Consider the following 20,512-nt stretch of genomic DNA (forward strand, 5'->3'; position numbering starts at 1 on the left):
AAAATCTTTAGAATCAGGATCTGTAAGAGCCGTTGATGTCGATATAGCCGTGCGTCAGGTCGCAGGTCCAGGCCGTCGCCTTGCCGCGGCCGAGCGCCAGATCCACCGTGATCTCGACCTCCCGGCCCTTCATATGGGCGATCACCGGCGCCTCGTCATAGCCCGGTACCACGCTGCCCTCCCGCGCCATCCAGGTGCCGCCGACGCCGACCGAGAGCAGGTCGCGATCTGCCGGCTCGCCGGCCTTGCCCACGGCCATGACGATGCGGCCCCAATTGGCGTCCTCGCCGGCGATCGCGGTTTTGACCAGGGGCGAATTGGCGATCGACATGGCGATGCGATGCGCCGATTTGGCCGAGACGGCGCCGGTCACGTCGATCCGGATCAGTTTTTGGGCGCCCTCGCCATCGCGCGCGACCATCAGGGCGAGGTCCATGAGAACCTCGTGCACAGCTCGTGAAAAGTCCTTCAGCATCTTGCCGCCCTCGGCCGGCACGCGGGGGTGCTTTGCGCTGCCGGTGGCAAAGAACAGCACCGTGTCGCTGGTGGAGGTGTCGCTGTCCACCGTGACGCAGTTGAAGGATTTCTGGGTGCCCTTGGCGAGAATGGCCTGCAGCGCGGCGGCTGGCACCTTGGCGTCGGTGGCCAGGAAGCACAGCATGGTCGCCATGTCGGGGGCGATCATGCCGCTGCCCTTGGCGATGCCGGAGATCGTCACCGTGGTGTCGCCGATCCGCGCGGTGCGGGTGGCGCCCTTCGGGAAGGTGTCGGTGGTCATGATGGCGCTGGCCGCGCCGGCCCAGCCATCCTCATCCAGCTTGCCGAACAGCGGCGGCAGGGCGGCGACCAGCTTCTCGGTCGGCAGCTTCTCCCCGATCACGCCGGTGGAGGCCAGGAACACTTCTCCGGGCTTGCAGCCGGCCAGTTCCGCCATCGCCTTGGCGGTGTCGCTACAGGTCTGGCGGCCCGCCTTGCCCGTGAAGACGTTGGAATTGCCGGCGGTGACCACCAGGGCGCGCGCCTTGCCGCCCTTCAGCGCGGTGCGGCACCAGTCGATCGGCGCGCCGGGGCACTTATTTTTGGTGAAGACACCGGCCACGCTGGTCCCCGCGGGGAAGACCATCATCGTCACATCCTCGCGCGCCTTGTAGCGGATTTCGGCGCGGCCGGAGCCGAGGCGCACGCCGGGCACCGGCGGCATCGCCGGCAGCGGCAGCGCGAGCGGGGAGACGGGAAGATCCTTGCCAGCCATGGTCGGTGGTCTTTTCTCAGCGGCGGGGTTGCGGGGCGGCCGGCGGCGCGGCGCCATCCAGCAGGGATGGTGCGGCGGGGGCGGGCAGGGGGCTGCCATCCATGGCGAAGCGCTCGACCTGGGCGGAAGCGCGGATCCGCTCCACCTCGGCATTCACCGCTTCCTCAAAGGCGCGCTGGCGCAGCGCCTCCTGCGCCTCCTCGAAGGGCGGCGGCGGCACGGCGCGGCGGGCTTCCACCTTGATGACGTGCCAGCCGAACTGGGTCCGCACCGGAGCCTCGGAAATCTGGCCGGGCTGCATGGCGAAGGCGGCGGTGGCGAATTCCGGAATCATGTCACCGCGCTTGAAGAAGCCGAGATCGCCGCCCTCGCGGGACCCGGGGCCGGTGGAGCGGCGGCGGGCGACTTCGGCGAAATCGGCATTCGGCCGGCGGGCCTCGGCCAAAGCGGTGCGGGCCTCGGCCTCGGTCGGCACCAGGATGTGGCGGGCGCGCACCTCCTCCTCCGCCGGCTGGCCGGCGACGTCGCGCTGGTAGCGGGCGCGGAGTGCTTCCTCGGTCATCTGCGGCGCCACGGCGCGGGTGATGAGCGCCTGTTGCAGCGCCTCCTCCTCCGCCCGGCGCAGGCGGGCCTGCACCTCGGGGTCACTGGCCAGGCCCTGGGCGCGGGCGGCGGCGGTGATCGCCTTCTGGGTGATGAGCTGGTCGAGCAGCAGCGGCATCAGCATGGGCTGCGGCATGGAGCGCAGCTCGGCCGGCAGGCGCTCCATCTCCGATTGCAGCTCGGACAGGCGGATTTCGGTGCCGTCCACCCGGGCCACCACGGGGTCTGCCGCCGGGGCTGGCCCCTGGGCCAGGGCGGGGGCCGAAAGCAGGGCCGTGGAGACCAGCAGGGCGGCAAGAAAACGGGGTGTGCGGCGCATCGCGAGGATTCTCGTCATGTTCGCCGGAAGATGGCCGAAGCGGGGGGGCGCTACAAGGCGGGGCTCCGCCGCGGGTGGAAGGCGGGGCTCCGCCGTGGGTGGAGGGCGGGGGCATCGGCGAGCTTGCGTTGACGCGGCAGGGCCGGGCGCCTATCTCTCCGGCCTCGCGCCCCAGCCCGAATTGGGCCTTGCGCCCCCGACGCCCGGGCGCGATCCCCGTAACGCTGCTGGCATTCTCGGTGCGCGTCGGAGACAGCTTTCGCAGATGTTCCAACGTCTTGTCCGCGCCGTATTCGGCAACACCAACGACCGGGCGCTGAAGCGCTTCCAGGGCCGTGTACCCGCGATCAATGCGCTGGAGCCCACGCTGGCCGCGCTGTCCGATGAGGCGCTGCGCGGCAAGACCGCGGAATTCCGCGCCCAGCTCGCCGCCGGGCGCACCCTGGATGACCTTCTGCCCGAGGCCTTCGCCACGGTGCGGGAAGGCGCCAAGCGCATCCTCGGCATGCGGCATTTCGACGTGCAGATGATCGGCGGCATGGTGCTGCATGATGGCCGCATCGCCGAGATGAAGACCGGCGAGGGCAAGACACTGGTGGCCACCCTGCCGGTGTACCTGAACGCGCTGCCCGCCAAGGGCGTGCATGTCGTTACCGTGAACGACTACCTGGCCAGCCGCGACGCGGAATGGATGGGCAAGCTGTATGGCTTCCTCGGCCTGACCACCGGCACCATCATCCATGGCAAGTCGGATGAGGAACGGCGCGACGCCTATCACTGCGACATCACCTACGGCACCAACAACGAATTCGGCTTCGACTATCTGCGCGACAACATGAAGTACCGGCTGGAGGAGATGGTCCAGCGCGACTTCGCCTTCGCCATCGTGGACGAGGTCGACAGCATCCTGGTGGATGAGGCGCGGACGCCGCTGATCATCTCCGGCCCATCGGACGACAGCAGCGACCTGTATTCGCGCGTCGATGCGGTGATGAAGGAGCTGGTGAAGGACACCTCGATCTACGAGAAGGACGAGAAGTTCAAGACCGTCCATATGGTCGAGGAAGGGACGGAGGCGCTGGAGGCAGCGCTGACCGAGGCCGGGTTGCTGACGGAAGGTGCGCTGTATGACAGCGCCAACGTCACCCTGGTGCACCACGCCAACCAGTCGCTGCGCGCGCATGTGCTGTTCACCAAGGATGTCGACTACATCGTCCGGCAGGACAAGGTCGTCATCATCGACGAATTCACCGGCCGCATGATGGAAGGCCGCCGCTATTCGGAAGGCCTGCACCAGGCGCTGGAGGCCAAGGAAGGCGTCACCGTCCAGCCCGAGAACCAGACGCTGGCCTCCATCACCTTCCAGAACTATTTTCGCCTGTATCCCAAGCTCGCCGGCATGACGGGCACGGCCTCCACGGAAGCCGATGAGTTCGCCGAGATCTACAAGCTGGAAGTGGTCGAAATCCCTACCAACGTGCCGGTGGCGCGCCAGGATTCGGATGACGAGGTCTATAAATCCGCCCGCGAAAAATATGAGGCGGTGGCCAGCCTGATCGCCGAGGCGCGGGAAAAGGGCCAGCCCACCCTGGTCGGTACCACCAGCATCGAGAAATCGGAGCTGATCTCGGAACTGCTGAAGAAGAAGGGCGTGCCGCACCAGGTGCTGAATGCCCGCTTCCACGAACAGGAAGCCGGCATCGTGGCGCAGGCCGGCCGCCCCGGCTCCGTCACCATCGCCACCAACATGGCCGGCCGCGGCACGGACATCCAGCTCGGCGGCAATGCGGACATGCTGGCCCGCGCCGAGATCGGCAACAGCGACAGCCCGGAATACGAAGCCGCACTCGCCCGCCACAAGGCCGAGGTCGAGGCGATCCGCCCCGCGGTGAAGGCCGCCGGCGGCCTGCTGGTGATCGGCACCGAACGGCACGAAAGCCGCCGTATCGACAACCAGCTGCGCGGCCGGTCCGGCCGCCAGGGCGACCCGGGCGCCAGCCGCTTTTTCCTGTCCCTCGAAGACGACCTGATGCGGATCTTCGGCAGCGAACGCATGGGCGGCATGTTGCAGAAGCTGGGTCTCAAGGAAGGCGAGGCGATCGTCCATCCCTGGATCAACAAGGCGCTGGAAAAGGCGCAGAAGAAGGTCGAGGCCCGCAACTTCGACACCCGCAAGAACCTGCTGAAATACGACGACGTCATGAACAACCAGCGCAAGGAGGTCTATGCCCAGCGCAAGGCCTTCATGATGGCGCCGGATGTGGCGGAGACGGTCGCCGAGATGCGGCGGGAGACGATCGGCAAGCTGATCGACACCGCCATCCCGGAAAACGCCTATCCCGAACAGTGGGAACTGGCCGGGCTGCAGGAGAAGGTGCTGAACATCCTCGGGCTCGATCTGCCGGTGGCCGATTGGGCGCGCGAGGAAGGCATCGACGAGACCCAGGTGCGGGAACGCCTGATCAAGGCGGCGGAGGAAAGCTACGCCGCCCGCGTCGCCAATATCGGCCCGGACCTGATGCGGGTGGTGGAGAAATCCCTGCTGCTGCAGATCTTCGATGCGGTGTGGAAGGAACACCTGCTCGCGCTGGACCATCTGCGCCAGGGTATCGGCCTGCGCGCCTATGGCCAGCGGGACCCGCTGAACGAGTACAAATCGGAAGCCTTCAACCTGTTCAACAGCATGCTGGAGGATCTGCGGGAACGCACCACCACCGTGCTGATGCGAATCGACATCCGCCCGGATGCGCCGCCGCCGATGCCGGAGCCGGTGCGGGTGATGGATATGCGGCACCCGGACCCGAACGGCCCGATGGGTGGCATCGCGGAGCTGGAATACGCCGACGCCGCGCCGCCGCCTTCCTATGGCGCCGCCACCCAGCCGATGCGCCAGTCGCCGACCGCCCAGCAGGTGGACCCGAACGACCCCACCACCTGGGCCGCCACGCCGCGCAACGCGCCCTGCCCCTGCGGGTCTGGCAAGAAATACAAGCACTGCCACGGCAAGGGGTGAGTGTGGTAGGCCCTAGTCGCCAAGCAAAGCTGTGGTGCCATCCTGGCGGTTAGGCGCACGTTTTGAGCACCGGGTACCTTTCGTGACCATCCGCTGCTCGCGTTAGACATGCGAGAGCCTCGATTCGGCCGTCAGCGTTGGGCCAGTCGACATGCGCTCCCGCGTCTGGTCTCTACTTGGACCGCCCAGGCGCCGTTTGGGCCGGACCATTACCATATCAAATAGAAACGGATTTGAAGATATGCTTTCTGTCCGGCTTCAAGAGTTCAAGTGCTTCCGAGATACCGGAGAAATTTACATAAAGCCAATTACATTTTTGGTTGGAGAAAATAGTTCAGGAAAAACATCATTTTTATCGGCTTTACGTCTTTCGCTAGAGTGGTTTTCTGGCGCCGTTACCTACCCGTTTAATCGCGAGCCATATTTTTTGGGTGGGTTTGATCAGATAGCTAATACTTCTCCGGGGAGGCGTAGGCGATCAACTTCGTTCAGTCTTTCCGTAAAGCATAGTCTGCCAAGAGAAAGGGAGCGGCTAACCGCTCGAGGCATTCGGACACTTATTGCGCCGCCTGAAAATATGTGTAGTCACACTTTGACTTTTGAGAAAGGTTCTCCTCAGCCGCAGCTAGTTGCATATTCATTTAGCTGCAATGGCGACAGCGCGAAATTCGATCTGCGTGGGGATCACATTAGCTGCGAAGTTGGCGGGAGGGTACTAAAAAATAAGAAGGAGGGACTTTTTCCTCCCGCTGCCTTAATACAAGAAAATCCAGGATTTCTTAGATTTGTGTTCGATGAGTTTCTTCATGCTTATTCTAAGCCCGAGGATACGAGGGCGCAGCTGAGCATTAACGAGCTTGCGCGACTGACTGATGGCTTTAGGTCTGCTCGCAGCTTTTTGAGCCAACGAGTTTTCGCGTCGGCGCCGGTGCGATCGGAGCCTCTAAGAACCTATAATCCATCTGAAGTTGCTGCTAATGCGCAGGGTTCGCATGTTCCCTTGGAACTAGCCGGAAATAAAACCAAATCGCCTGAAAAATGGCTAAGGATTCGTCAAAGTCTTTCCGATTTTGGTCGCAAGGCGGGCCTTTTCGACGATATTGAGATTAGGCAGCTTGGAAAAAAAGACGGAGATCCATTTCAGATCGAGGTCAAGATTGGTGGGCCTTTGGTCAACATCGTAGATGTCGGATATGGTGTCAGCCAAGCGCTACCAATAATATATCAAATCCAAAATTCTAAGAATTACGACGCCTTTCTCATACAGCAACCAGAGGTTCATTTGCATCCCCGGGCCCAAGCAGAACTGGGCACGCTAATTGGTTCTACAGCGTCCGGGAAGGATGCGCCCTATTTCGTTGTTGAAACGCATAGCGATTATATTATTGACCGGATTAGAATGGAGGTTCAAGAACGCAAAGTTCCATTTGATCATGTGGCTATTCTATATTTCTCCCGAAGTGGGGGTGATGTGCGAATTTCGCAGATTTCGCTTGATGAGGCTGGTGATCTTGTTGATGCGCCATCTGATTTCCGCAACTTTTTTCTTGCTGAGCACCGTCGGCTTTTGGGTATTTGAATATGTGCATAATTGTCGATGCGAACGCTGCCAATCAGATAAAAAGTAGAAGCGTTGATGGTAAGCCAGTGCTTGATTGGCTGCTTGATCCCAAAGCAAAGGGCGGGCTCGTGGTTGGAGGAAAACTGACTCAGGAGCTTATCACCGCTGGGCTTTCACAAACTATGGTTGAGCTTCGTCGTGCAGCTCGTCTTTGTGTGGTGCGAGAGGAGTCGGTTGCGGAGGCTGAGCGTGAAATTAGTGCTGCCGGCGGATGCCGCTCGAACGACATACATGTCGTGGCACTTGCGCGAGCCGCAGTCTGCCGCCTCGTTTACACTGGGGATATTAAGCTTCACGCCGATCTAAAGAACCGCACGCTTTTGCCTGAACGAGTTGCGATATATCAATCGGCAGCTAATCACACAAATTTACTAACGGAGTGCAAGTGCAAGCCTTGATGCGGATCTAGTGGCGTTATCAATTCGGCTTTCTTATTCACGTCAATACTATACCCGCCGCAGCGGCACCCGCGTGGACATCCAGGCGCCGAACAGCACCAGGGCCGCGGCGGTGGCGAAGCTCGCCCGGAAGGCGGTGGTCATCTGCCCCCGGAACACCGCCTCCGCCGCCGCATCCAGCCCGGCGAGCCCGGCTGGCCCCTGGTTGACCAGCGCCACGAACAGCCGCGTCGCCTCCGGCCCCTGCAAGGTCAGCGCGCCGAACAGCACCGCCCCCAGCAGCGCCGTACCGGTCGCCGCGCCGAGCGAGCGGGTGAACTGGACCGAGGCGGTGGCGGACCCCAGCAGCTTCGGCCCCGCCGCCACCTGCACCGTCACCTGCACCATCGGAAAGGACATGCCGAACCCCATCGAGACCACGCCGAGCAGCCCCGCCATCAGCACCAGCGGCAGATGCCCCAGCCCCAGCGTCACCACCAGCAGCAGCGTGGCGGAGATGCTCAGCCCGATGCCCGGCCAGCGCATCAGCAGCCCGGTGCGCGACAGCATTGTGCCGGAGAAGATGGCCCCGAAGCCGGCGCAGGCCGCCAGCGGCAGCAGCGCCAGCCCGGATTCGGCCGGGGACAGGCCCCGCACCGCAACGAAATAGATCGGCAGGAAGGCGATGGTGCCGACAAAGGCGCCGGCGACGCAGGATGACATCAGATTGGCACGCCACACCGTCGGGTTGCCGAGCAGGCCGAGCGGCAGCAGCGGGTGCGGCGCGCGGCGTTCCTGGCGCAGCAGCAGCCACAGCGCGAGCCCGGCCACCACGGCCAGCACCGCCGCCACCGCTAGCGGCCCGGGTGACAGCCGCCGCGCCTGGTCCAGCGCCAGCAGCGCCGGCCCGACGAAAACGGCGAACAGCACCAGCCCCCACCAGTCGAAGCTGAAGCCGCGGGAGGAGCCGCGCGCGGCATCGCCCAGCCTTGTCACGGCCAGCCAGGCGGCCAGGGCCGAAAGCGGCAATTGCAGCAGGAAGATGCTGCGCCAGCCGAAATACTCCGCCAGCACCCCGCCCAGCACCGGCCCCAGCGCGCTGGCCGTGGTGAAGACCGCGGCGATATAGGCCTGGAAGCGCCCGCGTTCGCGGGCTGGCACAACCTCCGCGATCAGCGCGACGGACAGGCTGATCAACCCGCCCCCGCCGAAGCCCTGCACCACCCGCGCCGCCGCCAGGGTGGAGAGTGATCCGGCCAGGGCGCACAGCGTGGCGCCGGTGGCATAGACGGCGAGTGCCACGAGCAGCATGCGCTGCCGCCCGAAAGCGTCGCCGAGGCGGCCATAGACCGGCGCCGCCACGGTGTTCGCCACCAGGTACAGCACGATGATCCAGGAGATCCGCTCCACATCGCCCAGGCTGCGCGCGATGGCGGGCAGGGCGGCGGCGACGATGGTCTGGTCCAGCGCGGCGCCGAACATCGCCAGCGCGACCGCGGGGAACACCTTGAAGAACAGCCGCCGCAACTCAGCCGGGGAGACGGTGGTGGCGGGCGGCGGGCCGCTATCGGGGGGAGGCGTCATGCGGGTGGCATCAAACCACCCGCGGCACGCTCAGACGACCCCCGCGCGACCCATCTCGAGAAACTTCTCGCGCCGGCGTGCGCGCAGCGTGGCGCCATCCAGCGCCAGCAGCGGCTCCAGGCTGTCCCAGATCTGGCGGGACACGGCCGCCAGCATGGCCGGCGCATCGCGATGCGCGCCGCCGAGTGGCTCCGCGACCACGGCATCCACCAGGGCCAGCTTGCGGAGGTCTTCCGCCGTCAGGCGCAACGCCTCCGCCGCCGTGGCCGCCTGGGCGGCATCGCGCCACAGGATGCTGGCGCAGCCCTCCGGCGAGATGACGGAGTAGATGGAATGCTCCAGCATCAGGATGCGATCGGCGGCGGCGAGTGCGATGGCGCCCCCCGATCCGCCTTCCCCGATGATGGTGGCGATGAAGGGCACCGGCGCGTCCAGCCCGGCCTCGATGGCGCGCGCAATCGCCTCTGCTTGGCCGCGCGCCTCCGCCTCGATGCCCGGGAAGGCGCCGGCGGTGTCGACGAAGGACAGGATCGGCAGGCCGAAGCGGCCGGCAAGCTCCATCAGGCGCCGCGCCTTGCGGTAGCCCTCCGGCCGCGCCATGCCGAAATTGTGCTTCACGCGGCTTTCGGTGTCGTGGCCGCGCTCGGTGCCGATCACCATCACGGCGCGGCCGCGGAAGCGGCCCATGCCGCCGAGGACGGCGGTATCGTCCCCGAAGGCGCGGTCGCCGGCGAGCGGCAGGAAATCCTCGATCAGCCCGGCGATGTAGTCGCTGGCATGGGGGCGTTCCGGGTGGCGGGCGATCTGCGCCTTCTGCCAGGGCGTCAGCTTGGCATAGGTGGCCAGCAGCAGCTTGTGCGCCTTGTCGCGCAGCTTGCCGACCTCCTCGGCCACGTCGATGCCGCCAGCGTCCGTGGTACGGCGCAGCTCCTCGATCTTGCCCTCGAGTTCGGCGATGGGTTTTTCGAAATCCAGGAATTGGCGCATGGCGGAGGCGGGTTAGCCGAAAAGGGCGGGATGCGTAAGGGCGCATGGCGGTTAAGGGGGCGGAAAGCCGATTGGCGGCATCCTGCGCGCAACGCATCCAGGGATGAAACCGCCGATGTTCGGACGCCACAAGACCCAGTCGGACCTGGCCGTGAAGGCCGAGTGGCTGGACACGCTATCCAGCCATGCGGGGGTTGGGCTGTGGGATGCCATCCTGCATCAGGGCGATGCCATGCATCCGAAATCCCGCTGGACCTGGTCGGCGGAGTTCCGACGCCTCTGCGGCTTCAGCAGCGCCGCGGAATTCCCCGATGTGGTGCAATCCTGGTCCGACCGGCTGCATCCGGAGGATATCGACAAGACCTTCGCCGCCTTCGGCGCGGCCCTCGCCAGCGGCAGCATCTACGACACCACCTACCGCCTGCGGGTGAAGGATGGCAGCTATCGCTGGTTCCGCGCCACCGGCGGCGTCATCCTGGACGCCCAGCGCAAGCCGCGCCGGGCCTGCGGCAGCCTGGTCGACATCCAGGCGGCAATGGCGGCGGAGGAAGCCAACCGCGCGCTGCGCCGGGGCCTGGCCGATGGCTTCGAGGCGGAGGTGATGGCCCTGGTCGCCCAGGTGGCCAATGGCAGCGTCCGGCTGGAACAGGACGCCCAGGCGATGAACACCGCCGCCGCGCGGACCCTGGACCAGACCGGCGTGGTCACCGGCGCCGCCAGCGTCACCAGCGGCAATGTCCGCTCCGTGGCCGAGACGACGGAGCAGGTGACCGCCTCGATCCAGGAAATCGGCAGCCAGGTGGTGCGCTCCACCGGGGCCACCAACTCCGCCACCGAACAGGCGCGTGGCGCGACCGTGGTGGTGGAAAGCCTGATCGGCGATGTGCGGCGCATCGGTGATGTGGTGAAGCTGATCAGCGACATCGCCGGCCAGACCAACCTGCTGGCGCTGAACGCGACGATCGAGGCGGCCCGCGCCGGGGAAGCCGGCAAGGGCTTCGCCGTGGTGGCGAGCGAGGTGAAGATGCTGGCCGCGCAGACCGCCAAGGCGACCGAGGACATCACCGCCCGCATCAACGCCGTGCAGACCGCGACCGACAGCGTCGCCAGGGCGATCCAGGAGGTGGCCGAGACGATCCTGAACCTGAACGAAAGTGCCTCCGCGATCGCCGCCGCGGTGGAACAGCAGGGTGCCGCGACGCGGGAGATTGCGCGCAGCGTGCAGCAGGCGGCGCAGGGCACGGATGATGTCTCCGCCAGCATCGCGACGGTGAATGCGGCGGCGGCGGAAACCGGCGCGGTGGCCGGGCGGATCGTTACCGATGCGCGCACCCTGTCCGGCCAGGCCGGCACGCTGCGGACCCAGGTGCACGGCTTCCTGGACCGTATTCGCGCGGCCTAGCGGCAGGCGCGGCCCCGGCCGCAGGCTTCAGGGCAGCAGGATTCCGGCCAGGCCGTGCCGTTCCGCGGCGCGCGCCAGGCTGCCATCCAGCCGCGTCCTTTCCAGGAAGGCGTTCACCTCATTCAGCCAGGCCTGATCGCCGCGTGGCAGCGCATAGGCATAGAGCGTGTCGCCGAAGCGGTCGGGCGGCGCGATCACCTGCGCCCAGTCATGCATCAGCACCATCCGGCGGGTGTAGGGAAAATCCGACATGAAAACATCGGCGCGGCCCGACAGGATCTCACCCTCCCGCGTGCGGGGCGGCGCCACCACCATTACCTCCGCATTCCGCAGCGTCTCGCGCATCAGCGGCTCCATCACCGTGCCGGCGGCGACGGCCACCACGGTGCCGGGCTGGTCGATATCGCGCCAGGTTTGGATTCGCGTGTTGGTGCGTGTGGTCACCGCATAGACCGCGCTCGCCATGTAGGGCTTGGTGAAGGCAACCCGCAGGGCCCGCGCCGGCGTCACGCCAACCGCCATCATGGCGATGTCGCAGCTGCCGTCTTCCAGCCGGTCCATGAATTCACCGAAGTTCGTCTCAAAAAAGACAAGTCGGACATCGAGTCGCGCGGCCAGCATGCGCGCCATGTCGATATCGAGACCTTCCATCTCCCCATTGCGCGGGTTGCGGTAGGAGATGGCGAAATAATCCGGCCAGATGCAGACCAGCAGGTCGCCCCGCGTCCGGATCGCCTGCAACCGGCTCGTCTGGACGGGTGGCGTGGCAGCCTGAACCCGTATCGCGGGTGCCGTATCCGTCGCGATATGCTGCGGATTCAGAATTTGCGCACGAATGCCGTCTCTGCGCTCGCAAATTAAGACAAAAGCGACGATAAGCGCTGTCGCAAAGATGGTCCCTCGCATCACCCAACTCCGTTCAGCCCTACGGCGTTCACTCGGGCTAGGCGCTCCGCGCCCGTCCGAGCCGCGTCCCTGGCTGCTTTTTGCGGCCGCTGTCGGACTGGTGGCCCTGTCCCTGCTTGGCATCTACAGCATCCTGATGCATCGGGGCCAGCAGGACGCCCTGGTGGAAGCGGAACGTTTGACCCAAGGCGGCGCGGCCGGCCTGGCGGATCAGCTCACCCGCGCCGTGCAGACCGTGGACCTGGTCCTGCTCGACGCCACCGACCGGCTGGCGGAGGCGGACCCCACCGCGGTCGCCCGGCAGATCGCCATCCGCATCCGCGACGTACCGCAGATGCGCGCGCTGCTGGTGACGGATGCGCAGGGCTTCATCATCGCCAGCTCCGTCGATGGGCTGCGGGAGGCCTCGGTGGCGGACCGGGAATGGTTCCGGCTGCTGCGCTTCGGCGGCCAGGCGGTACGGCTCGGCGCGCCGGAGGCCGGGCGCTACCTTGGCCCCGCCGGCCGGGCCATCGGCCATGCCCGTGGCCTCTATGCGATTCCCTATGCCAGGGCGCTGCGCGGTGCGCGGGGCGAATTCCTCGGCACCGTCGTTGCCATCCTCAACCCGGACTACCTGGCAGGCGTGGCGCGCCGGCATGCCGAGAGCTTCGGCGTCACCATCCGCATCCATTCCTTCCAGGGCCTGCTGCTGGCCCGCTCCGACGGGCGCGCCGATGGGGTGGGGGAGCTGAACTCCTCCTCCTGGATCTTCCGGAACTTCCTGCCGCGACGGGAAAGTGGAACCTGGTCGGGTCTCGACCAGGACCGTGTCGAGGTCGTCGCCTCCTTCGCCGTCACCCGGCAGGGCGCGCTGGTGGTGGAGGTGGCGCGGAACCGGGAGGATGCGCTGGACAGCGCGCACCGCCTCGGCGCGTTGCTGGCCGCCGGCGTCGCCGCCGCGGCGGTGGTGACGCTGGTGGCGCTGTGGCTGCTGGTGCGCCAGGCGCAGGCGCTGAAGATGCAGGGCCAGCGCCTGGCCGAGAGCGAACGCCACGCGGTCGCCGCCTCCCGCGCCAAGGAGGAATTCCTGGCCTCGATGAGCCATGAGATCCGCACGCCGATGAACGGCGTGATCGGCATGACCGGCCTGCTGCTGGACACGCGGCTGGACCCGCTGCAACGCCGCTATGCGGAAACCATCCAGGGCTCCGCCGAGCATCTGATGATGGTGCTGAACGACATCCTGGACTTCTCCAAGCTGGAGGCCGGGGCGCTGCAGCTGGAAGCGGTGCCCTTCAACATCGAGGCCGAGATCGCGACCATCGTGGAGCTGTTCGCCCCGCGCGCCGCCGCCAAGGGGGTGGAGCTGGTCTGCGCGCTTTCGCCGGACCTGCCGGCCCGCGTGCTGGGCGACCCGGGCCGCATCCGGCAGATGCTGTTCAACCTGGTCGGCAATGCGGTGAAGTTCACCGAGACGGGCTGGATCCAGGTGGCGATCTCGGTGGAGGCGGAGCTGGATTACTGGCGGCTCCGCGCCTCCGTCTCCGACACCGGCATCGGCGTGGAGCGCGACAAGATCCCGCATCTGTTCGAGCGCTTCACCCAGGCCGATGCCTCGATCCGCCGGAAATACGGCGGCACCGGCCTCGGGCTGGCCATCTGCAAGCGGCTGGCGGAGGAGATGGGCGGGGGCATCGAGGCGGTGCCGCGACTGGCCGGCGTGCGCAATGGCGGCGGCAGCGTGTTCCGCTTCACCGTCAAGATCGGCCGGGTGGAGGGGGACCAGCAGCCGCTGACCGGCCTCGCCGGCCGGCGCATCCTGGTGGTGGACGACCTGCCGCTGAACCGGGAAATCCTGGTGCGCCAGCTGGCCGGGATGGGGGCGGAGGCCGCGGCGGTCTCCGATGGCGGCACCGCGCTCGCCGCGCTGCGCGCCGCCGCCAGCCAGGGGCGGCCCTTCGAGGCGGCGGTGCTGGACGGGCAATTGCCGGATGGCGACGGCCTGGCATTGGCGCGCCGCATCCGCCAGGAATGGGATGCGCTGGGCCGGCCGCGCCTGCTGCTTTGCGCCTCCGGCTCCGCCGATCCGCGCGCGGCGCAAGGCAGCACCCACGGCGGGAGCCAGGGCGGAAGCCAGGGGGTGCTGGACGGGCTGCTGCTGAAGCCGGCCCTGCCGACCCGCCTGCGCGATGCATTGCTGCTGGCGCTGGCGCCGCAGGGCGCCCAGGTGGCCGCGGCGGAGGCACCGCCACAAGCCGCGCTGCCGGAGCCGGACCGCCCGAAAATCCGCATCCTGTTGGTGGAGGACAACCCGACCAACCAGCTGGTGATGCGGACCATCCTGTCCCGTGCCGGGGCGGTGGTGGAGGTGGCCGGCGATGGCGCGCAGGCCGTCGCCGCCGGGCGGGGCGAATTGTACGACTTCATCCTGATGGATCTGCAGATGCCGGTGATGGACGGGCTGGAGGCGACGCGCACGCTGCGCGCCCAGCCCGGCCCCAACCGCGCCACCCGCATCATCGGCCTGACCGCGGCGGTCGGCCCGGAATTCGAGCGGCAATGCCGGGAGGCCGGGATGGATGACTATCTCGGGAAGCCAGTGCAGCGGGATACGCTGCTGCGGAAGCTGGGGCTGATCGGCCAGCTTCCGGCCGATGGCAAGCCGGCCGGCACCCGCGCGGCCTGAATTTCACTCGGCCAGCGCCAGCCCCTGCACCGCGACCGCCAGCCCGCCCGGCGCGCCGGATGTCGCACCGACCGCGACGCCCGCCACAGCCCAGCCTTCGCCCTGCCGCACCAGCAGCGGCCCGCCGGAGACGCCGCGCGTCGCGGCACAGCCATGGCGCAGCAGCAGCCGGCCCTCCGCATCCCGCAGCGCGGCCTGCACCTGGCAGGCGGTATCGGCCAGCAGCGCATGGGCGCGGTCCTGCTGCCAGCCGCCCAGCATCGCCGCCGCGCCGGCTGCCGGCAGGGCCGCGGCCAGCGGCAGCACCGGGCCGGGCAGGGGGGTGGCAAGGCGCAGCACCGCCCAATCGGCGCCGATCGGGCCGCTGGTCTCCGGCCGGAAGCCGGGGCCGACCCGCAGCGCGGCGCCGGTGGCATGGGCAGTGAATTCGCCGCGGTCATAGCCCGCCAGCACATGCACCCGGCCGGGCTGCACCAGGCGGCGGGTCAGCCGTGCCACCAGGCAATGCGCCGCGGTCAGCACCCGGTCCGGCGCGATCAGCACGCCGGTACAGCGGCCCCCGGCCTCCGACTGCACGCGCACCAGGCTGGACCAGGGCGCCTGCGCCATCGGCACCGGCCGCCGCGCGGTGCTGTCCGCCACGCCCGGAAGCTGCGCCTGGGCCGGGGTGGCGAGCAGCAGCAGGACCAGCGCGCGCCTCACCGTTTCACCGCGTCACCGGCAGGCGCCAGATCAGCAGGCCGACGCCGGATGCCAGCACCGCCAGCAGCCAGGGCACCAGCCCCGCCCCGCCGAGATCCGCCGCCAGCCCCATCGCCGCCGGCACCGCCGCGACGCCGAGGGTTGCCGCCGAAACCTGCAACCCCACCGCCGGCACCGCCGCGGCGCCGCCAAGCCGGGCCGGGGTGCGCGCCATCAGCGTCGGGAAAACCGGCGCCAGCGCCACCGCCAGCAGCGCGAGCGCCGGCAGGTCCGCCAGCCCGCTGGCGAAGCCGAGCGCGGCCAGCACGGCCACCGGCGCCATCAGCCGCAGCAGCAGGTCCGGCCCGATCCGGTCCACCACGAAGCCGAGCCCGATTCGCCCGCCGGTCAGCGCCGCGAAGAACAGCATGGCCGCCGCCGCGCCCTCGGCCGGGGTGGCGCCGCGCGAGGCCGTCATGATGGTCGCGGCCCATTGGCCGGCGGCGGCTTCCAGCCCGGTATAGAGGAAGAAGATCACCACCTGCAGCCGCGCCAGCGGGTTCCGCAGCACGGTCCAGGCATTGAGCCGCGGGCCGTCGGAGGCGCCATCCCCGGGCGCCTCACCCTGCCAGCGGCGGCGCGTGACGAAGAAGGCCAGGGTCAGCGCCGCCAGCGCCAGCCCCACCGCCAGGTAGCCCGCCTGCCAGCCGAACCCGACCGCCAGCAGCGCCGCCGCGATCGCCGGGCCGAGCGTGGCGCCAACCCCCCAGAAGCCGTGCAGCCAATTCATGTGGCGCGGCTGGAAGCGGGCGGCGGCGAAGGCGTTCATCGCCGAATCGACCGCACCGCCCCCGGCGCCTGCCAGAACGGCCAGCGCCACGAATCCGGCGAAGGGCGGTGCGGCGGATTGCAGCAGGGCGGCGGTGGCGGTGGCCGCCAGGCTCGCCACCAACAGCCACCCGATGCCGAAGGCCCGCATCAACTGCGCGGTGAACAGCCCGGCCAGCACATAGCCACCCGCCGTCACCGCCAGGATCAGCCCGAGCCCCGCATTCGGCACGCCGTAGAAGGGCCGCAGCTCCGGCCACAGGCTGCCCGGCATCGGGTCCGGCAGGCCGAGGCCGATGAAGGCGAGGAAGGCGAGGGCGAGAAGGGGCACGGCGCGGAGCTACACCGGGCCGCGCCGCGAGGCCATCACCCGGGCTTGGTCTCCCGCAACGGCGTGCCGTCCTTGGTGGTAAACATCGCGGGCTGGTCGTGCGGCGGGGCCAGCATGTCGATGTCGCTGTAGGTGGCGTCGTCGCCCTCAATGCGGCTGCCGATCTCGAGCAGCAGGGCCTCGGCGCCGGACAGGTTGCGGAGGTGGTGGCCATCCGGCTCGCCCGCCTTGAAGCCGGCGGCGTCCCCGGCGCGCAGCAATTCCGGCCCGGCATCGGTCACCAGCGTCACCTCGCCGGCCAGGACGAAGACGAATTCGTCGGAGCCCTTGTGCCAGTGGCGCTGGCTGGACCAGGCGCCGGGCGGCAGCCGCAGCAGGTTGACGCCGAACTGCGTGAGCCCTGCCGCATCCCCCAGACGCCGGCGTTCACGCGCCCGGCAGGGCTGGTCATGCGGGGCCGGGTAGAAGCAGCCGATGACCGGAGGGATGGTGGCGGGGTCGATGCGCTTGCCCATGCTGTGGCCCTTTCGAAGCGAGGGGCATCACAGCATGGGCGGCAGCGCGTGGTCAGTGGCGGTGGGCACCCCCCGGCATTGGACCACCCGGCATGGGACCACCCGGCATGGCGCCAGCCGGCCCGCGGGCGCCGGCGGATTGCACGGCAAGCTGCGCCTGCACCTCCCCGGCCTTCTCGAAGACCAGCGTGACGGGCACCGTCTCGCCCTGGCGCAGCGGCTGCTTCAGGTCGATCAGCATCAGGTGCAGCCCGCCTGGCTGCAACGTCACCGTCCCGCCCGCGGGCAGGTCGATCGCCTCCACCGGGCGCATCCGCATCACGCCATTCTCATGGATATGCGTGTGCAGCTCCACCGTGCCCGCGATCGCGGCGCGGGCGGCCACCAGGCGGTCCGCCGCGCCGGTGTTGCGCAGCGTGAGGTAGCCGGCGCCAACCCGGCCGGCACCGGCGGCGCGGGACCAGCCGGCCTCGGCCCGGATCGGGCCGTGGTCATTCGCCTGGGCGCGGGTCGCGACCAGGCCGATCAGCGCGCCCAGTCCGGCGCGCCGCGAAAATCCTGCCATGTCCGCCCCCTCAGCCCAGCATTTCGAGGCTGTCCGGGCTGATGCCCGCGCGGCCTTCGATGCGCCCGGCGAGCCGGGCCAGATTGGCCGCGATGCGGGCACCGGCCACCGGATCACCCGTGGTGCAGGTGCCATTGGCGATGGTCAGCGCGCGTTGCATCGCCATGAGCTCGGCCGGTGTCGCATGCGGCCGGGCGGCTTCCAGCGCGTCGCGGGCGGGGGCGAGCGCCCCGTCGCAGACGGCGGTGAGGTGCGCCTCCATCGCTTCCGCATCGCAGGCGGCGGCGCGGCGGGAGGACAGCAGGCTGCCGGCGGCCACCGCGGCGGCGGCGAGCGGCAGGAAACGGCGGGTCTGGTTCATGATCCTGTCCTCAGTTGCGCGGCAGCAGGCGCAGCGCGGGGGCGGGCATGCGGTATTCCGTGATGCGGCGGCCGGGTTCCGGAATCTCGGTCCAGGCGGCCTGCTTGCCATCGGGGCAGTCCTGCACCACGGGGATGTAGAGCAGTTCACCCGGCGTATTCGGCAGGCGCATGCGGACGATGAACTCGTCATAATGCGCGTGCTCCAGCCGGCCGCCTTCCCAGATGATCTCGGAGAGCGGCGGCACGGCGCCATGGGCGCTGCCGGCTTCGCCACGGGCCGTGGTGCGCAGCGTCCAGCCCGGCTTCGGCATGGGCTGCGCCACTGTCACGCCCTCGGGCACGCGGATGGTGACGCGGATGGTCGGCGTGCCATCACAGCCATGCGGGATGCGGAAGGTGGCGCGATAGGTGGTGTTGGCCACGGCCTGCTGCACCTCGAGCGTGACATGGGCGGCGGCAGGCAGGGGCAGGAAGGCTGTGCCGGCGAGTGCCAGCGCGACCAGGGCGGTCCTGTGCATGGTGATGTGTTCCTGAAATCCATGGAGGGTCATCCGGTGGCTTCAGGAAGTGGGCGGTGCCCTCGGTGGCGGCTGGCAGCGCGGCGGGGGCGCGGGGTTCGGCGTGCTCGGCGGCGGCAGCGGTGCGGTCTGCACCAGCCGCAGCGGCGGCACCAGGGCAACCGGCGGCGGCGGCAGGGCCGCGCCGCTGGCGCCACCGCAAAGCGGGCAGAGCATGCCGGCCGCGTGGTCCTGCGGCGCCTGTTCGTCCTGCTCCAGCACCAGGGGGATGCTCCGCAGCCCCTCGGGCGTGCAGATATCCATGTGCAGCACGCCGCCCGGCGCCCCCCCTTGGGGCGCGGCCAGCTTCAGGCAATGGCCGAAGGCGGTGCCCCACTGCAACAGCAGCAGCAGGACCAGCAGCCGGGTGAAGGCGGGGCGGAGGCGCACCATGCGTCCTTACCATTGCCGGGGCCGAAAACGGAAGCGGCGCGCAACCCCCGTGGGATCGCGCGCTGCGCCGTCTCAGGCCGCGTGAAGCCGCGTCAGTCGCTGTTCTGGCGCACGCCCATGAACTGCAGCAGCAGCTGGAACAGGTTGACGAAGTTCAGATACAGGCCGAGCGCATCGAAGACGCTGCGCTTGCCGGCCTCATCCGAGCCCTCGGCATAGGCGTGCTGGATGTAGTCCGCCTTGATCCGCTGCGTGTCGTAGGCGGTGAGGCCGACGAAGACCACCACGCCGATGACGCTGATGGCGAATTGCAGGGCGGAGCTCTGCAGGAACATGTTCACCAGCATCGCGATGATGATGCCGATCAGGCCCATCATCATGAAGCTGCCCAGCTTCGTCAGGTCGGCCTTCGTGGTGTAGCCGTACAGGCTGATCGCCGCGAACATGCCGGCCGTGATGAAGAAGGTGCTGGCGATCGAGGCGCCGGTGTAGATCGCGAAGATGTTGGACATCGACGCGCCCATCACGGCGCAGAACGCCCAGAACAGCGCCTGCGCGCCGGTCTTGCTCATCCGGTTGATGCCGAAGCTCAGCACCAGGATGAAGGCCAGCGGCGCGAACATCGCGGCCCAGCCCAGGATGGTCGGCGCCGTCGCGTTGCCGCGCGGCGTGGCGACAACCTGATAGAACAGGCTGGAGATACCCGGGTTGGATGCGATGAAATAGGCGACGATGCCGGTCAGCGCGAGGCCGGAGGCCATCCAGTTGTAGACCCGCAGCATATAGGCGCGCAGGCCTTCATCAAGCGCGGCGGCATCCAAGCCCGCGGACCGCCCAATGGGCTGGGTCCAGGCCGACGCGCCCGTCCGGAAGCGGTTGTCGGGACCAAGAGCCATGGTCAGGAAATCTCCTCGCAGGCGATGGTTAGGGGCCGCCCGCACACGCGCATCATATGGAACTTCTGTAATCCGTATCAACGGGGGTGTGGCCGCGGTGCACAAGATTCACAAGGAATCCGGTACAATCAGGCGGCGCCCTGGGTCCAGTAGCCCTGGTGCGGCACCGCACCCTCGGATTCCAGCGCCGGACCCACCACTTCCACCGCTTCCGCCGCCGAATCGAGCACGGCGCGGCAGGACAGGGCGAGCCCCGCCGTGTGCGGCTGGGCATTGCGCAGGTGCAGGATGGCGGCGGCGGACAGGCCGTACACCACCCGGCCGATGCCGGTGTAGAAAATGGCCGCGGCACACATCGCGCAGGGCTCGCCGGAGGAATAGATGGTGGCCCGCCGCAGCCGGGGCCGCGGCACGCCGGCGGCGATCACCGCCTGGCAGGCATTCATCTCGCTGTGCGCGAGGGTGCCGCCGCCGCCGCTGCCCTGGGTGGACAGGCCCTCCGCCAGTATGGTGCCGTCCTCCGCCACGATGACGGCGGAGAAGGGGCGATCGCCGCGGGCGCGAGCCTCGCCGGCCAGCCGGAAGGCGTGGCGCAGATGGTCGGCATCTTCCGGCAGCAGATCGGGGGGTGGCGGGTCAGTGTCCATGCCC

18 protein-coding genes are annotated in these 20,512 nt (G+C 68.3%); 4 read left to right on the forward strand and 14 right to left on the reverse strand.

Annotated features, from left to right (window positions below; genetic code table 11):
- Window positions 1-13: 13 nt before the first annotated feature.
- Window positions 14-1,252 (reverse strand): bifunctional glutamate N-acetyltransferase/amino-acid acetyltransferase ArgJ, encoded by a 1,239-nt coding sequence (gene argJ / locus Q8S40_RS17025; protein ID WP_305671321.1) that lies wholly within the window; start codon window positions 1,250-1,252, stop codon window positions 14-16.
- A gap of 16 nt (window positions 1,253-1,268) precedes the next feature.
- Window positions 1,269-2,174, reverse strand: a complete 906-nt coding sequence (locus tag Q8S40_RS17030; protein WP_305671322.1) for a peptidylprolyl isomerase — start codon at window positions 2,172-2,174, stop codon at window positions 1,269-1,271.
- 265 nt (window positions 2,175-2,439) lie between these two features.
- Here Q8S40_RS17030 and secA point away from each other — a divergent pair, with 265 nt between their 5' ends.
- The gene (gene secA, locus Q8S40_RS17035) at window positions 2,440-5,187 is read left to right on the forward strand and encodes a preprotein translocase subunit SecA (RefSeq protein ID WP_305671323.1); all 2,748 of its coding nucleotides are present in this window, start codon (window positions 2,440-2,442) and stop codon (window positions 5,185-5,187) included.
- 151 nt (window positions 5,188-5,338) lie between these two features.
- Window positions 5,339-6,766, forward strand: coding sequence for an AAA family ATPase (locus tag Q8S40_RS17040; protein ID WP_305671324.1), 1,428 nt, complete (start codon window positions 5,339-5,341; stop codon window positions 6,764-6,766).
- A gap of 488 nt (window positions 6,767-7,254) precedes the next feature.
- Here Q8S40_RS17040 and Q8S40_RS17045 read toward each other — a convergent pair whose 3' ends face one another.
- Entirely contained in the window at window positions 7,255-8,769 is a 1,515-nt protein-coding gene (locus Q8S40_RS17045; RefSeq protein ID WP_305671325.1) for an MFS transporter, read from the reverse strand.
- A 30-nt stretch (window positions 8,770-8,799) separates the two neighbouring features.
- The gene (locus tag Q8S40_RS17050) at window positions 8,800-9,756 is read right to left on the reverse strand and encodes an acetyl-CoA carboxylase carboxyltransferase subunit alpha (RefSeq protein WP_305671326.1); all 957 of its coding nucleotides are present in this window, start codon (window positions 9,754-9,756) and stop codon (window positions 8,800-8,802) included.
- A gap of 115 nt (window positions 9,757-9,871) precedes the next feature.
- Here Q8S40_RS17050 and Q8S40_RS17055 point away from each other — a divergent pair, with 115 nt between their 5' ends.
- Window positions 9,872-11,158, forward strand: a complete 1,287-nt coding sequence (locus tag Q8S40_RS17055) for a PAS domain-containing methyl-accepting chemotaxis protein (protein WP_305671327.1) — start codon at window positions 9,872-9,874, stop codon at window positions 11,156-11,158.
- Between the two features lie 27 nt (window positions 11,159-11,185).
- Here the strand turns inward: Q8S40_RS17055 and Q8S40_RS17060 are convergent, their stop codons facing one another.
- On the reverse strand, window positions 11,186-11,899 hold the full coding sequence (locus Q8S40_RS17060; protein WP_305671328.1) for an ABC transporter substrate-binding protein: 714 nt from the start codon (window positions 11,897-11,899) through the stop codon (window positions 11,186-11,188).
- Window positions 11,900-12,164: 265 nt separating this feature from the next.
- Between Q8S40_RS17060 and Q8S40_RS17065 the strand changes: the two genes are divergently transcribed.
- The gene (locus tag Q8S40_RS17065; protein ID WP_305671329.1) at window positions 12,165-14,732 is read left to right on the forward strand and encodes a response regulator; all 2,568 of its coding nucleotides are present in this window, start codon (window positions 12,165-12,167) and stop codon (window positions 14,730-14,732) included.
- A 3-nt stretch (window positions 14,733-14,735) separates the two neighbouring features.
- Here Q8S40_RS17065 and Q8S40_RS17070 read toward each other — a convergent pair whose 3' ends face one another.
- From Q8S40_RS17070 to Q8S40_RS17110, 9 genes are all read right to left on the reverse strand, one after another.
- Window positions 14,736-15,434: a serine protease gene (locus Q8S40_RS17070; RefSeq protein ID WP_305671330.1), complete on the reverse strand. Its 699-nt coding sequence runs from the start codon at window positions 15,432-15,434 to the stop codon at window positions 14,736-14,738.
- Between the two features lie 4 nt (window positions 15,435-15,438).
- Window positions 15,439-16,572 (reverse strand): sugar MFS transporter, encoded by a 1,134-nt coding sequence (locus tag Q8S40_RS17075; RefSeq protein WP_305671331.1) that lies wholly within the window; start codon window positions 16,570-16,572, stop codon window positions 15,439-15,441.
- A 35-nt stretch (window positions 16,573-16,607) separates the two neighbouring features.
- The gene (locus Q8S40_RS17080) at window positions 16,608-17,087 is read right to left on the reverse strand and encodes a cupin domain-containing protein (RefSeq protein ID WP_305671332.1); all 480 of its coding nucleotides are present in this window, start codon (window positions 17,085-17,087) and stop codon (window positions 16,608-16,610) included.
- Window positions 17,088-17,139: 52 nt separating this feature from the next.
- The gene (locus Q8S40_RS17085; protein ID WP_305671333.1) at window positions 17,140-17,652 is read right to left on the reverse strand and encodes a copper chaperone PCu(A)C; all 513 of its coding nucleotides are present in this window, start codon (window positions 17,650-17,652) and stop codon (window positions 17,140-17,142) included.
- Between the two features lie 10 nt (window positions 17,653-17,662).
- On the reverse strand, window positions 17,663-18,013 hold the full coding sequence (locus tag Q8S40_RS17090) for a hypothetical protein (protein ID WP_305671334.1): 351 nt from the start codon (window positions 18,011-18,013) through the stop codon (window positions 17,663-17,665).
- Window positions 18,014-18,023: 10 nt separating this feature from the next.
- Window positions 18,024-18,533 carry a YcnI family protein gene (locus Q8S40_RS17095; RefSeq protein ID WP_305671335.1) on the reverse strand — a complete coding sequence of 170 codons (510 nt, stop codon included), beginning with the start codon at window positions 18,531-18,533 and terminating at the stop codon, window positions 18,024-18,026.
- Between the two features lie 42 nt (window positions 18,534-18,575).
- Complete coding sequence (locus Q8S40_RS17100) at window positions 18,576-18,965, reverse strand: DUF2946 family protein (protein WP_305671336.1); 390 nt, start codon at window positions 18,963-18,965, stop codon at window positions 18,576-18,578.
- A 92-nt stretch (window positions 18,966-19,057) separates the two neighbouring features.
- Complete coding sequence (locus Q8S40_RS17105) at window positions 19,058-19,861, reverse strand: Bax inhibitor-1/YccA family protein (RefSeq protein ID WP_304809340.1); 804 nt, start codon at window positions 19,859-19,861, stop codon at window positions 19,058-19,060.
- 128 nt (window positions 19,862-19,989) lie between these two features.
- Window positions 19,990-20,508 carry a deaminase gene (locus tag Q8S40_RS17110; protein WP_305671337.1) on the reverse strand — a complete coding sequence of 173 codons (519 nt, stop codon included), beginning with the start codon at window positions 20,506-20,508 and terminating at the stop codon, window positions 19,990-19,992.
- Window positions 20,509-20,512 lie beyond the last annotated feature (4 nt).

It is taken from the genome of Falsiroseomonas sp., assembly GCF_030695085.1.
Taxonomy (GTDB): Bacteria; Pseudomonadota; Alphaproteobacteria; order Acetobacterales; family Acetobacteraceae; genus Falsiroseomonas.